This is a genomic window from Tateyamaria sp. GN1-10, from assembly GCF_055693845.1.
The window spans coordinates 113719-128264 of record NZ_JBVFUR010000003.1 but is presented as its reverse complement, the minus strand read 5'-3'; the positions used below and the strand labels follow the sequence as shown (position 1 = coordinate 128264).

Sequence of the window (14546 nt, the reverse complement as noted above, 5' to 3'; positions counted from 1 at the left end):
GATTTTCATCACTAGCCCTCCGGTCGCTTTCCCAGAAGGTTACCTCACAGTCCGGTCAATCCCCACGTTCTTTCCGCTCTCCCAAATGAGCGGCTTGCCAGAAGCTGACTGGTTCCGAGAGGAACCTTATAGACAAGGGCACAAAGCCTTGCACTCCGGAGCGCAAGTCGCGCAAGAAAACCGTCAAGTATGATAGGCGCCGCCATAAACGACGTAACCGGATTGAAAGAATACTACGCAGGATCAGGGGCTGGAGGCGTGTCGCGACGCGGTACGACAGATCCCCAACCGTCTTCCTCTCCGCAATCGCACGCGCTGCAGCTTTCATATTTTGGTTATGAATCCTGAGCCTAGCCGCATGACAGGCAATGTCGTCACGGAAAAAACTACGCCGCAACCACGCCGGCCGACAGGCTTAGCTGTTCTGCTCTTGCTCGGCCAGATCCTGCAGCGCTTGCACTGCATCCAAAGCCTGCTCGATCCCGGCCTGAAACGCTGCACTGCGCTCCCGGTTCGTGGCCTGTTCCTCCTCCAGCCGTGCATTCGCCGCCTCCGCGAGGGGCAGCGCTTCGGGCAAAGCCTCCTTCACCTCCTGGCGAAACGCTCTGCTGGAAAGCTGTGCCCGCAACGCTTTCGATCGTTGCTCTGAAAGTGCAAAGCGAGATGTGATTACGGCGCTCCCTGTCTGCAATCGCAGCCGAGCTTCCTCCGTCAATCCGCGCGCATCCGCCTGCGCCATTGATACGGCCTCTGTCGGCCTCAGCCCTGCTACAGTTGGCACGACAATAGCGGCGCCAGGGCGAAACCCCGCCTCCGTCGCCAACTGCGGATTGGCCCGCAACAGCGCCATTTCCGCCCGGCGCTGCGCCTCTCCCCGTGGCCGTCCTTCTATATCGAACACCCGCCGCGCGAGCGTCGCGATCCGGCGTTCCCGCCCCAATGTCGCTATTCGTGTCGGCATCGCCTCTCTCCCTTCTCTAAGCTTGCAGATTCAGCGCCGAAAACGGTGCCGGAAGACCGCCACCGTTCAACTGAATGCCCGCAGTCGTGATATTGCCGATCGGCGTCGCCGCGCCCGCGGCCCCTGTGGCCAGCCGCATGGAAAGCGCATCTGTCTGATGCGTCACCGTGTTGAAACCTGCAGAAAGCCGCTGCGAACCGATCAGGACGACCTCAGAAAGTCCACCTCCGCTTTGCAGATCGCACTGGTTCTGGCTGAAGTCGAGGCTGCGCGCGCCCGGATCAACAAGCGAGACCAAAGGACCCAGCAATTGCCGGTTGCTCTGCACTTGATTGCCCTTAACCGAAATCTGGCTCGGCAGGTTGCGCGAAGCGACCGTAAATCGCGCCGCCGAGGCGCGAAACATTGCCCCGTCAACGGCCACAAAAGCCAGCGCCTCGCGTGCTACCGTTGGCGCGACGGCCACGAACCCCGTGGCGAGCGTGCCGATCTCAGCACCGATATCCGCGTCAAACCGCCCGACTTGGATGGCCCGCCAGTTGACGATGTCATTCGGACCCACATCGTCCTCGATCTCGACGATCCGGTTGTCCGAAATCGTCAGCCCAAAGAATGGCGACGCAGCAAGTATCCCGAACGTCCGCGGTCCCGGATCGCGTGGCCCGATCTCCGAGATCGAGTTGTGCGCGATGTCCACGCTCCCGCTTCCTTGGATAGCGATCCCGGCAAAGCTCTCTTGGCCAGCACCCGTCTGGCCCACAGCCCGCACCGAATTGCCGATAATCTGGCCGGACGCCGCGGCCGTCAGCAGAATGCCCGCAGCGCCAAACTGTGCACCCGTCCCGCTCACATCTTCGATCATGTTATTGTCGATGGCGACATGTCGGATCTCGGCCTCTGCCGTCGTCGCAATCCCGGCTTCGGCGCACTCTCGGATGATATTGCGCTTGATCAGCAGCGTATCATGCAGCCCCGCGATGCGAATGCCCGCTCCCGAAAGCTCGAAGATCGTGTTGCCGATGATCTGTGCATCCGTCGTCGCCTCAGGCACAAGATTGGGCAACAGCCTGATACCGTCTCCTGCCTCATCCCCGCCTGAAATCTCGCAATCCTGCACCCGCGTCGTATTGGCACCCAGTACCATTGCCGCAGCATCAGAGACGACGGTGCTTGTCTCTATCGAAAGGCTTGCTGCCGGGATTTCCGCCCAGTTGATCCGCACACCTTCTCCGTTGGAGAACACCAGATTGCGCGACAGAAGCGCAGCCGAGATGTTGATCGCAGCCCGGTCGATCTGGATGCCAAAGCGGCCTCCAAAGAGAATGCTGTCAAGCACGCGCAGCTCTGCAAAGGCTGCAAACTGCAGGTCGCCATCCTCATCGAGCCCGAACGAGGAGCGCGAGCCAAACGCCACCGGTGCAACCACAACGCACTCCTCTACCTTCGCGCCCAACTGGGTGCCGTCGAAAGCGATCCCGTGATCCACGCGCTCTTCCGGGTCGTCGCTGAACACCAGCACCGCCAACCGCCGTAGCGCAACAAGGCCTGCATTGATCGCGGTTACCCCATGCGCGATGGGGATATTGCCCAAGTCGTCTTCCTCTGGCGCCACCAGCAGCGAAAAGCGCTCCAACTGGATGTCGTTGGCCGTGTCGATCTGAATGGCACCGCCCGCCCCTTGATAGACAAGGATCGTACCGATCCCTTGGCCCGTCAGCTTTACTGCGTTGCGGTTGGTTATCACAATGGGATCGCCAAGAAGGTAATTGCCAGCCTCAAGGCATACCGTGCCCCCTGCCGCCTCCACCTGATTGATCGCATCCTGAATGGTCAATGAACCAGAATTGTGTTCTTCGGCCGTCACGCAGACGGTGCAAAAGCATCCCTCAACTTCCGTATCGCCCCCCTCGAATTCCGGCGGCCAGAACACTCGGCAGTCGAGCACCAACCCGCCCGCCGCCGCCGTCGGAAAGCGCACAACGGCCAGTCGACAGTAGTGCCGCTGAATGCCCTCGGGAGGTGCTGTCCGCAGCTCATTGATCTGCGTGCCAGCCGTCCGAGCCTCGAAGCGCCAATAGTCCATCTCGCGAAACCGGCCCGTTGCATCCGCAGTCGAAAACTCCACCGTAATTCCCGATTCCAGCACCAAGACTGTACCCGCAGGCGGCACCGGGATCAGCCCATCGGAACCCGGCGCATCGAGATCGACCCATTCCGCCCCGTCCGTCTCTCGGATCACCCCCTCTGATCCCAGCGGACCAGCCGCGTGCGGCGCACAGCGACCGTATCATCGCCCGCGCCTGAGGGCACCAAATCCGCATTCTCCACATCCGCGTCGATGGCTGCCTCGAATTCGATCTCTCGCGTTTCGGCATTCACCACCGCAACCCTTAGCATCACGCCGGAACGGTGGTTGAACTCCCTGTGATCGTCTGTCAGCTCCACCCAATCGCCTTCGCGAAACCGCAAGATCTCATCCCGTCCGATCCGATTCAACACGACGCTCTCATTCGTGCTGCCGATGCTCTCGACAGCGCTCACGACCGAGGCGTTCTCCCGACTGAACTTGAACCGAGCATCCTCCTGATCTGGCGGATTCTCGTTTTCGTCCACCTCGCCAACAGAGTGCAACTCGACACGGTAGAGCTGGTTCTCGATCCCCGAATACCCCTCGGTCGGCGGCACCAGGCACGGATCCTCAGGATCTTCCACATCCACTGTCCCAGTCGTCAGCCGCGCGGTCGAGGGCGCGATCTCTGCCTCCCACCCGGGGATATCTTCGTCTGGAGTCTGGCAGTTGGTCGCCCGCGGCACATCGAACGTGCGCACCTGCCAGACCGTCTGCCATCGCGTTGTGGTATCGACACCCCCCAGAGCGGGCTCCAGTAGATCTGGCCGCTCAATCGGTGTCACCTCCCGCTGCCATGCCATCACGTAAGCCAGTGCCGTGCCGCCGACGGGCAAATCTACTGGCGTCGGCCAGTAGGGCTGGTTGATGTAATTGACGAAATCCCCTTCTTCGGCCGAAATCAACTCGTCCAGCACCCCTTCAGGGTCGCCAAGATCGTCATTGGTCGTGTTGGGCCTGCTTCGATCAAATACAGGATCGGGCAACGCGGGCGCCTCGTCCGTAAAATTCGCAACCCCGTGGCACTCGAGCAGCAGCCCATGCAGATACTTTCGCCCTCGTCCGATTTCCAACCCACCTTCATCCGTAAACCGGATCTCGAAACCCGTCATCGTCTCCCGCGGCACGACGGCACGTCCAATGGTATCTACGGTGCCCGCCCGGATCCGCCGCTCGAACATCTCGACCATCTCGTTCCAGTCGCTGTCCAGAACTGCACGACCTTGCTGAAGGAACACCCCGGCATAATCCCGCAGGGCATCGAAACTGTCTCTGCTGTAGTCACCACTCATCGGCGTGTTCCTCCAAAATCAAGTTTCATAGAAAATCCCGGCCTCCAGTCCGAAGCGCAGATATTCGTCAAGACGAATACGCAGGTTCGTCTCGCGCTGCGGGGCAGAAAGAAGGTGATAAACGCCCATCTCACTCTCATCCGAAGCGCCAGTGCGAACCTCTAACGGTGCCGCTTGCCGGAGTTGGCAGTAGGCAGGGTGGCTGGCGCTCAGTGCGGTAAAACTTGGCACAAGCCACCGTGTGATCCGCCGGATGATGAGCTGCCGTACCATCTGGCTCACCGGCCCACTCTCCTCGGCCACCGCAATCGCCTGATCAATGCTTAGTTGCGGTTGGCAACGATAGCGCCGTGGTGTGATCGCATCTTGCGGAACCCAAGAAAACCGCATGCATCCAACTTGTCGCTGGAGCGCGCGGATCGGCGCACCTGGCCCTGGGCTCCGCGCAAAAAGAATGGAATTCGAAACCAGCGGAAACGCTCGTGCCGTTATTCGTCCGATCACGGTGCTCGCGATGATCGTCAATGCACCGGCTGGTTGGTTTACCCCGCCCGTCCCCCGAATGGCCCGCGCCTCGGCGCTGTCCCCTGAATCGGCGGCAGCGGCATCGACAATACTATACCGTATCTCCGCATTTGTCGTTTCGTCCATCAGGATCGGCCCGGTGACGCTGTGCGTCAGAAACAGTTCCAGCCCGACCGTGTTCACCGTTAGGCTCGAAGCATTCGGGCTTTGCGGGGCACCCGTATCGGTGAAACGCCGACCCGGGATCAGCGTGCAATGGCGCAGCGTCACCTCTTTCAGCGACACGTCGCCCATTTCCCGAATGTTCACCCGTTGCCCTTCGATGACAAGCCCGTCGAGGATCACACGGCCGTCTACCCCGCCCTCAATCTGCATTGGGTTGGCTGGGCGCAGGATCGGGCGGAACCCGTCGGCCGCGCGCAGCACGATCTCCCCGCCGTCTGCCACGGAAATCACAACATTGCCTGTGAACACGTCGTTGGAGGCAATTTCCACGATCCCGCCCGCATCCGTCAGTGCATCGATCGCGGCCTGGATCGTAGCGTGCTGGCTTGGTACTTCGCGCACCTCCGCCTCTGGCAATCCTGCCAGCCCCTCCGCACGATTGTACTCTCCTCCACCGATCCGCGCCGGAAAGCCAGTGTGATAGCTCACACGCACCTCACCCGCTGGCGCTTCCGGAAAAGCGAGCCGCCCAAGCTCCGGATCCACCCGCACGCCCGCCACCTCACCCTCCGGAGGGTTGGGCGGCACATGATTCCAGCCCGCACCATCATCCGAGAGATCACAGGCTTCGATCTCCTCCAAAGGCACGCCGACGTCATCAACGAAGATCTCGAAAGCTCTCGGATACCATTCGGCAACATCCGCATCCAATGCCCGCCGTGTAAGATCTCCCGGCACGTGCCGCGGCGCGGAGATACTTGCAATCGTATCCTCTGGCGCGGGCCGGTTCACCAACTGCCGCGGCGCTCCCAGCGCATCAAAAAGAAAGCGCGTCGCGTCGACTTCCCGCACGGGAGCGCGCGTCAGTTGCATGGGGATCAACCGCCAGAGATGCAGCCCGATGTTCTGCAGATTATGCGTGCCCCCAATACTCTCGCGCCCTGGTGATTGCTGGATGGAGCGTACATCCACTGTCTGCGACACCCGATCAAACGCCTTGTTTAACGGCTCAAGATTCAAAGGGTCATGCAAATCCGGTCCGAGGTGATGCGCGGGCCGGATATGGTTCGTATGCTGGCACGTCGCGACCACCTGGAAATACTCAACCACATGCGCGGGCCACCCCGTTACATCCCGAGCCAGCTGCTCGAGCACCGCCGCCGTACCCTTCCTGCGTCGGTAGCCGATCGTATTCGCCACCTCCGCCCGGTTGCCGACATCCGTGCCTTCGATTTGGTGAAGCGTCCGGTAGCCAATCGTGCCGCCGATGTAAGGTGAAGCCCAGTCCTCACAGGTCTCGATAAAGAGATTGTCGAGCAACTGCTCGATATTCTCTTCCACCACAGCACCCTCGCGCGCCAGCACTGCAATCAACGCGCGCAGCGGCTCGCCCTGATCCGCATCGCGAAGTCGGTGCACAGCTGGTAACAGCTCGTACAAAGCTTCTGGCGTGATCCGGTTCATGACATCACCTCCAGCTTATCAAGCGCACCTGGCGAAAGTGTCAGGATTTCTGCAGGCAGAAGCTCACCGTCGGTTCCTTGCCGTCCCTGCTGCGAAATCAGCCTGGCATGGGCGATCTGTGCTGTCTGAGGCGTCGCCTCCCGGTAGAGTAGATCCACATCAATCGCCGCCACTCCCGGCACCCGATGCGCCGCCACGGCCACTTCACTCAAGGCCAGTAACTGCCCGAAATCCCGCGCCTCGAAGGAAAACGCCGCGCGCAATGCAGCTTCCGTAGAGGGCAACACAAGATCCGCATCATACGCGGTGTCCACGGCCACCTTTAACCCCAGCCGGAAGAACGCAGGCGCGTAAGACAGCAAATCCACTCCGACCAGTGGGTCCCCAAGAGCACGGAACGCCGCCAGGAGATTGGCAAACGTCGTGGAGCCCTCAGGAAGTTCCACGCCTCCGGGTCCTGCTACAGTCACCACGATCCGCCGCGTCTCTCCCTGCCAAACCCAGCGCGCCTCGGCCTTTGCGATCCCCGGAAAACCGAGCGCAAAGTCGCGATAGTCCGTGAGCGAGACCACCCGCCCCAGCGTCAGCGTGTAAATCGGCGCATTCCGCCGCCCATCCTCCTGCCGCTCGGGGTCATCCCCGCCCGTCGCGGGCAGCGGGTTGGTCGTTTCTTTCAATCCCAGGGGTCTGTCCAATGGCAGCTTCAGCTGCCCAGCACGCACGTTCCCGGCAAGCCCGATCCCCTTGGAGTAGTCGGCCACGATATTGTCGCGTCCGGCCAGAGGCCGCGCCCCGAAAATCCCGTCGCCAAACTCCACGACGGTCTCACCGGCATCCGTCAGCGACGTCTTGAACACCCGCGCGGACGCGCCCCGCTGGTAAAGATCCGGCACCTCGTCCCATTCGGCACCGTCCACGCGCAGCGTCAGCGTGCTTTCTATCCCTGTTTCTGTCGGCGCCACCCGATGTGTCACAGGCGCCTCTTTCAGCAAAAACTTCTGAAAGGGCTGTGAAGGATCGCCCGAGCCCAGAATATCTGTCACCCCTTCTCCATGGGCCGCGCGCGCCACGTTGGCGTGGATGTGCAGGCTCTCCCGGTCGAAGGCCACGGGAAGCGCGTCCTTCAGCGTCAGAACGGTGGGGCCGCCCCCTACCGTCTCGGCACGTTTGAGAACCGCAACGACGGCGGTTTCCGGCACCACCTCGTCCGCTGCCACGCTCTCGAGCACCGCATCGACATCTCCGAACACCGTGATCGAGCCTTCGTCGCCGACCTCCGTCCGCACCCGGAAAATCGAGATCGTCACGCCGAAGATGAAGATGGAAATTGGATCGGCCAGCAGCGTCAGTAACGCGCCTTTCTCCACCTCCAGCGGGTCGGCATCAGGCAGCGCCACATTCACCGATTGCGCCACAACCCGCAGGCGCGCTGGCTTGCCGCGGAAAATCAGCTTCCGCCCCTCGGGCAGGCCCTCCACCGCATTGTTCAGCGTCACGTCGCTACCAGCAACGATGCGCGTCACCGGGGTGTCCGCGAATTGAAGCTCCTCGCTGCCACCGTTCACCGAGAACCGGCGATAGACGGTCTCAAGCCCTACGATTACCGGCAGTAGATCGAATGTTAGCCGGGTCACGTTGCCGCTCAGAGCATATCGCGCTTCCGTATCTGCGCTCGCCGTCTCGATCCGGTGCAGAGTGCTCAATCCTGCGGGCGTCGTGATGACCACCCAGCCACCTTCCACAAAGCTCTTGTAGACGAGATCGAGCGAGATCGAGCCGTCTTCAGCAAAGGTAAAAATCCAATCACCGGACTCCGCATCCGTACCTGAGATCGTAGACGGCGAGTTTGGCCGCGGATTATCAGCATAACCGTAGGCATCCCGGTTCCGTTCCCCGATCGAAAGCGGATGCGGCGCGTTGTAGCCGAAGAATGAGGCCCGGTCGCGGAGGAGAAACAGGCGCAGGCCCGTCGTCGGTCCTGAGGGGCCTGAATTCACGCTGTTGAGCGGTCGATCCCAAGTGATCCGCGTACTGTCGAGCTCCGCAAAGGGCTCCACTCGTACTATTCGCCGCCTATCCCAAAACGGAGAGTTCGTGCTGAAATCGTCAAAATCCTCGTCATCGCGTTCCCGGCTGACAAAAAGGATCGTATCGCCCACTTGTAAGGCGGGGCTCCCGGCGAGCCAGGCGGACCTGTCCCCGTTCCTTGGCAGCACCGCCTCGAACAGCCGTGGCCGCAGCGCATTCCAGGCCACCCGCGTCTCAAGATCCTCGATCGTCTCGAACACCTGTGGCATCTCGTCCGGCCCCGGCTGGCTCTGCACCCGCGTGCCTTCGGGCACCAGAAGCTCTGCCACATCTGCCTCTGCTGCCGGTGGATCTTCCATCAAGATCGCCAGATCGGTTTCAGCAGCCGCACCCGGATGCAGGCGATACCCGATCAGCCGCGCCAACTCCCCGATGGAAAGCCGCTCTGTCGCCGTGCCCATATAGGCCTCGTTGGCCAGCCGTTCCTGATAAAAGGTCAGCACATCGCAGGCCGAGGCCCAGGCATCAATAAGCGCAATCGAGAAATCGTCATCCTCGCGCGTCCCCAGCCCCCGCAACGCCGGATAGGTGGAAGACGCCAACCGGGTAAGCATCGACGCTTTGAACTGCCCATGATCGCCTGCCCGGAACGCAATCGCGGAAAGATTGGGCCGGTTCTCTGTTGGTCGGAGCGTTGCCAGCTCGGTCCCGTCACAGCAGCCGCAGACATCCGGCGCGAAGCCTTCATCTGGGTGGCCAATCCTGATCGGCGCGTCGCTCATTTTCCGCCTCCCATCTCGATCTGCAAAGCACCCCGCTCGGGGAAGTTCGGATCATTCTCCAACTGCGCGATCTCCAGCCGCCCAAACTCTAGCACCCCATCAAGCAAGGGCGCCGGGTCCGTCCTCCCCCGCCGCCTGAAATGCAGTGCCTCGACGGATTCTACGCCCTCGATCTCCATCACCCGTGCGTAGATCGCCGAGAGGTAAAGGGGCTGACCGAAAGTGAAGTTATCGGGATGGAAGAAGCCGATGCTGCCATCGGGCAACCGCTCAGCCGAAAGGGCAGCCAGGACATCGGCGCGGACCTGGGAACGAAAGTGTTCCCGACCAACACAGACGAAAAGCGCGACCTCAAGGGCCACAAAACGCGGCGCATCAATCTCAAGATCGTATCCAGCCATACGAAACCGGTCGAGATAGGAGCGCAACTCCGTCTCGAAATCCGCCGTTACAGGCCGCCCGGCAAAGCGATCCACTGTCACGAAGACGGTGTGCCCGTGACCGTTCCACCGAAATGTCGCCGCCGCCCGCTGCACATCGCGGAACTTCTCGGCCCGCCGCGCGTAATCCTCAGGCGTAACGGCCCGCTCCTGCCGCCGATAGGCGTGTGGTGCCGCCTGCCGCACCTCCTCCATTCCCTCAGGATCGACGCCACCCGTCGCCGGCAGCGGATTCCTAACAGCCGTGATATTCGCCACACCCGTAATCGCGTGGGCTATCGCCTCGGCGCCGACATTGCCAATACGCCCATTCCCAACGCGGTATGTCGCTTCAAATGCCGTGCCTGAATTCGGGCGCCGCCCGTTCTGGTCATCCCCGAAGCGCAACCGCGCCACACCGTCGCGCTCCACTTCCACAACGAAATGCCTGTCCTCCGGAAAGGAACCAAGCAGATCATTCCGCGCGTCCCACTCCACCGTGCCCGTATCAAGCGTCACATCCGGCCGCCGACCCGCCAACCCCACGGCGGTTGAAGCAAATGCCGAAGGCGCATCTTCGTCAAACTCAGCGATCTGGCTCACCGGCCCCTTCAGCAGTACAGGGCGGAAACGGGGTGGCACCGCTTTCGGCTCCGGGTGGTCACACGGATTGTCCGAGCGCTCAGGTACCAGCCGCAAATGGGGTTCGGGCACTTCGCCGAGTTCTTCCGCCACGATGGTCTGCCCGTGATCCGCCAGCAGTATGTTTCCCAAGGCGCGGGACACTCCCACCGCCAGCCCGCCGCCAACAGCATCGTCAAGCCGCGACGAGATACAGAACGGAAAGGGCAGCGCATCCTCTTCTGCCCACCGGATCTCGGTGATGGGCGCGTTCGTCAGCAGGTCCGTCAGACCCGCCTCGACGGCACATAGCCGCACGGCATGGCGCACCGTCGGGTCCGCATCTGCCTCCAGTCCCGTGCGCGGTCCCACCAGCTCCTCAAAGATCAACACGTCTCCAACAGCAAGGTTTTCGAGATCTCCCTCCAGCGTCGCGCGCGTTGCACCCTTCGGGAGGCAGCACTCCGCATCTCCCCATTCGTAGAAGTCCATCGTGTTGTGGAGTACGAACAGCTCCTTCTCCGCAAAACTCTGGAACACCAGCGGACCTGTGTTTAGCGCCTCTTCCTCGTCATCGCCGGGGGAGACAACCGGATCGAACCCCGGCACCCGGCTCAAAAACCGCGTACCGGCGGCAACCACAGTCCCGTCTGTATCAGTAGCGGCATGAACCCAGACGCGCGCATTCGTCCCGTCATGCATCCGGTAATCGACCAACCGCGCGTGACGCCGGATCGAGGAACGAAGACGCGCCGTCGCCAGATAGCTCTCGGTCCCCACCGCATCTTGCGCATAGCTCAGCCGATCGGCCGTATACGCCAGCGCTTCCACAAGCGTGATCCCCAGATCCGCCGGGCTCCGCTCCTGCCAGTCCGGCATGATCTGTGCCATCCGCCCCAGGATCAGGCGGCGGAAGGTTTGGTAGTCCTTGGCAAGGTAAGACAGCGATGGCTGCTCCGGCGCGTCTTCGGGGCAGACATGGGCTGGCGCGCAATCAAAATCGGTGGGGCATTCTACCTTGAAGGAAAAGTCCACCTCCGAAAGCACACGATCTATGCCCGGCGGCGGCGTCAATGCATTTGGGCCGGCGACAAGGCGCAGTGTATAGCCAGCATAATCTCCGGCGGAATCCGTCCTTAGCACAAGGACGTTCGCAGGCTCCGGCAGCGTTCCAAGATATGTAAGCAATCCGGGCTCGGCCAAGTTCATATCCGGCGCATCAGCGGCCATCACCCACTCGATTGCAACGCCGATGATCCGTTCCCCGCCGATCAACTCGAAATTCTGCAATGTCAGTGCTGGCGCCGCTCCGAGAAACCGCAGAAGTAGCGTCCGCTGCGGGGCCACATCATCCGGCGCCTCGTTGTCCAACACCTCAAGAAAGTCGATCCCATTGATGGCCGCACCGCCATCAATAGCTTCCAGGACAAGCTCCCGTCGCCTGGGATCGCAGCAATGATAGATCATATGCCTTCTCCCAATCGGAACGTCGTCGTGCTCAAGCTGTCGGAGCGCAAAATCCGATACACGATCGTAATCTCAATCGCGGCTTCGACCGCCTCTGCTGTGATCTCCTCAACCGAAATTCGCTGCCCAAGGTACTGCTGCAACGCCCCGCGGATCATGAACTCCGCTGTCGCTGCCGCTTCTGGTGTTGCGGTACCAAACACAAGCTGCAGTACACCTGCGCCAAATTCCGGTCGGTTCACCCGCTCACCGGGATTGGTGAACAGAACCTGCTCAATAAGATCGCGGATATGTTCCTCCTCGGACGTCTCCGCCGTTCGGTCCCGCCCATCGAAGCCATATGGAAACTCAAGCTGCATCATTTAGCTCCCAACCACACGTGTTTGGCTCTGTACCGGGATCAAAGGCGTTCCAGTCGGGGCGCAAACACTTGCACTGTCGAGTAGAACCGCAGGTGCGCCCGCAATGAACACCCGTGTCGCGGCCACGACGTAGGTGGCCGTCACACAAGGCCCGTTGCCAGCAAGCGGCACGAACCCGCAGCCCGCCACCGTCCAAACCGATGTCTGCGCCACAACAGGCTGACCGGACACCAGCACCCGTGGATTGGGTGCCACCGGAAAAGCCTGCCCACCGTGTGAGCATGTCACGGTCGCCCCGAGGTGCAGCATTGGTCCTGGCATGATCTCCCTCTCAAATACCCTGTTTAAATGACTGTCAGCGCTCCGTTGTTTACCGTCACTGTTGGCCCCACCAACGTGATCGAGGCCCCGCGCCCGTTCTGGATGTAGATGCCGGTATCATTCACGATCAACGATGCGCCGGCGGTGGTTTTCAGCACGATCCCACCCGTGGGTCCCGGCAGGTCCGTCACCGTCACCCCATTCTGCAGGGTCGTCTGCATCGTCAAAGCCGAAAGGCCGGGCGGCGTGATGTTCGCGAGCGCGGGCACCTCGGCGGCCGAGCCAAAAAAGCCGCCAGTCCAGATCGGATAATCCGGATCGCCTTTCTCGAACTCGATCCACACGCCCGCACCAATCGGCGGCACCGCCACATTGCCCGTCTGGATGCCTGCCATTGGAAAACACGGCATCGCCCAGCTGGACAAAGCGACGCCCGACACATCCGGCACAATCGCCTGGATCCGGCCCGTCAGCAGGGGATCGACGTTGTTCACGACCGTCCCCCGATATTTTCCGTAATACGTCTCCGTCATACCGGCACCGACGCACGGGTCGGCAACAGCCCGCTCCTCTTCAGGGTGAAAGACTGCTTGTACGAACCGCGCGAAAGATCGTGGGTCACGCTGTCGACGTAGTGCACACCGTCGAACGCCCGCCCGGCACCCCGCACACCCACAAGGCTCCGTGCCCGCAAGATCCGACCATAGCGCAACACATCGATCCGCCCGCGCCCGCGCACCGGATCGCTTCGCTGGGCCGCCGCGGCGAACCCCCGCACCACGGCCTCGTAAGGGTTCAACCGTGCTGTATTCTTCAAGCGGTTGATCTTGGGTGGGGGCGGCACGATCGCCCCATGCGGCAGATGAAACGGATGCGCGCTCGGAATGGGGATCGGGATCGGCGCTTTTGTATTGCGCTCCTGAATGTAGACCACGGGAACCTCGAACTCATCCTTACCGAAACTGAAAGAAAGCTCTTCTGTATTGGTCGAAAACCCACTTTCGGCTGTCAGCGCCGGCTGCACTTCTCCCAGTCGGATCTCCGGCCCCCAATAGGCAACCGAGGTCGCAGGCGCCGGTCCCGGCTTCAGAAAAAACGTATACCCCGCCTCCCTCGCCAGCGCGCGAATATAGGCCAGATCACTGTCCTGATGCCGGGGGATGCGGTCCGTCGGCAGCGGCGGGCTCTCCAACGAGGGGATGATCTGAGGGATCACTCCCAGCCAGGCATATTTCGCCAACACCAGCCCAACCCGCGCAAAGGGCGGCATAGCAGGATATGGAATGCCGGAGAAATCGAAGTAATCCATCGCCGCCGTCACATCCTTGCCTTTGACCGAAAGCATCGACGGCTCACTGCCTGATCCCGGTTGCAAATCCGTCTTCTCGACAACGCCGTTGATCAGGCTCACGGCCTGCCCATTGATCGTTGCCAACAAAGCCACCCGCAGGATCGGCAACGCCGCACCGCCGGCCAGCAGGAAGATCGTGTTCAGGGGCGAGTCCTTCTCAAGCGCGAACATCATCTCGAAGCCGCTCGCCGTCTCTCCCGAATTCTCCATCACCTTCACAGATTGCAACGCATCGACGACCGCGCGCGGGGCCGCCACCGGTACACCCGGCCCGAAGAGCACCGAAAGATTGATCCCCTTGATCACAACTCTTCCTCCGCGCCCGGCACGCCCTGGGGCAGCGTCAAACGCACCTCGCGCCCCGGCACCTCAAGTTCCTCGGCAAACACCGCGCCGTTGGCGTCGCACAAATGCCAAAAGCCCTCCGGGTTGCCGATATCGGTGGCGGCGATCTGATCGAGCCGTTCGCCTTGCGTCACCACCCGGTAGGCCTGCGTCGCAAAGGCTTCGGGCTGCGCGACGAACCGGCGCGTCACATACGTGATCACCCGCCCATCAAGGCCCGTGATCGTCTTCGTCGGCAGACCCGAATACCGGCTTTCGGGTGGAAAATCCGTGGCCTCCACGATCCCCGCCTCAAACATCGCCTGAATTGGATCT

11 protein-coding genes and 1 pseudogene are annotated in these 14546 nt (G+C 61.6%); 1 reads left to right on the top strand and 11 read right to left on the bottom strand.

Features of this window, described 5'->3' with window-relative positions:
* Positions 1-100: 100 nt before the first annotated feature.
* A pseudogene (locus ACZ1HN_RS01190) lies at positions 101-341 on the top strand (IS5/IS1182 family transposase); the annotation flags it as partial.
* Positions 342-415: 74 nt separating this feature from the next.
* On the opposite strand, the gene ACZ1HN_RS01185 reads toward ACZ1HN_RS01190, so the two are convergent.
* The 11 genes from ACZ1HN_RS01185 to ACZ1HN_RS01135 are packed head-to-tail and all read right to left on the bottom strand — an operon-like array spanning position 416 to position 14530.
* Positions 416-961: a hypothetical protein gene (locus ACZ1HN_RS01185; RefSeq protein WP_472726140.1), complete on the bottom strand. Its 546-nt coding sequence runs from the start codon at positions 959-961 to the stop codon at positions 416-418.
* Between the two features lie 16 nt (positions 962-977).
* The gene (locus ACZ1HN_RS01180) at positions 978-3200 is read right to left on the bottom strand and encodes a right-handed parallel beta-helix repeat-containing protein (protein ID WP_472726139.1); all 2223 of its coding nucleotides are present in this window, start codon (positions 3198-3200) and stop codon (positions 978-980) included.
* A complete protein-coding gene (locus ACZ1HN_RS01175; protein WP_472726138.1) occupies positions 3197-4381 on the bottom strand; it encodes a DUF6519 domain-containing protein in 1185 nt (394 codons plus the stop codon). The genes ACZ1HN_RS01180 and ACZ1HN_RS01175 overlap by 4 nt, the downstream gene beginning before the upstream one ends.
* Positions 4382-4399: 18 nt before the next feature.
* Positions 4400-6535: a hypothetical protein gene (locus tag ACZ1HN_RS01170; RefSeq protein ID WP_472726137.1), complete on the bottom strand. Its 2136-nt coding sequence runs from the start codon at positions 6533-6535 to the stop codon at positions 4400-4402.
* Positions 6532-9345: a baseplate J/gp47 family protein gene (locus ACZ1HN_RS01165; protein WP_472726136.1), complete on the bottom strand. Its 2814-nt coding sequence runs from the start codon at positions 9343-9345 to the stop codon at positions 6532-6534. Before ACZ1HN_RS01165 ends, ACZ1HN_RS01170 begins: the two co-directional genes overlap by 4 nt.
* Positions 9342-11852, bottom strand: a complete 2511-nt coding sequence (locus ACZ1HN_RS01160) for a putative baseplate assembly protein (protein ID WP_472726135.1) — start codon at positions 11850-11852, stop codon at positions 9342-9344. The genes ACZ1HN_RS01165 and ACZ1HN_RS01160 overlap by 4 nt, the downstream gene beginning before the upstream one ends.
* Entirely contained in the window at positions 11849-12214 is a 366-nt protein-coding gene (locus ACZ1HN_RS01155) for a GPW/gp25 family protein (protein ID WP_299605086.1), read from the bottom strand. The genes ACZ1HN_RS01160 and ACZ1HN_RS01155 overlap by 4 nt, the downstream gene beginning before the upstream one ends.
* Positions 12215-12535, bottom strand: coding sequence for a hypothetical protein (locus tag ACZ1HN_RS01150; RefSeq protein WP_472726134.1), 321 nt, complete (start codon positions 12533-12535; stop codon positions 12215-12217).
* Between the two features lie 23 nt (positions 12536-12558).
* The gene (locus tag ACZ1HN_RS01145) at positions 12559-13068 is read right to left on the bottom strand and encodes a phage baseplate assembly protein V (RefSeq protein WP_299773894.1); all 510 of its coding nucleotides are present in this window, start codon (positions 13066-13068) and stop codon (positions 12559-12561) included.
* Positions 13065-14192 carry a hypothetical protein gene (locus ACZ1HN_RS01140; RefSeq protein ID WP_472726133.1) on the bottom strand — a complete coding sequence of 376 codons (1128 nt, stop codon included), beginning with the start codon at positions 14190-14192 and terminating at the stop codon, positions 13065-13067. The genes ACZ1HN_RS01145 and ACZ1HN_RS01140 overlap by 4 nt, the downstream gene beginning before the upstream one ends.
* Positions 14189-14530 (bottom strand): hypothetical protein, encoded by a 342-nt coding sequence (locus tag ACZ1HN_RS01135; protein ID WP_472726132.1) that lies wholly within the window; start codon positions 14528-14530, stop codon positions 14189-14191. Before ACZ1HN_RS01135 ends, ACZ1HN_RS01140 begins: the two co-directional genes overlap by 4 nt.
* Positions 14531-14546 lie beyond the last annotated feature (16 nt).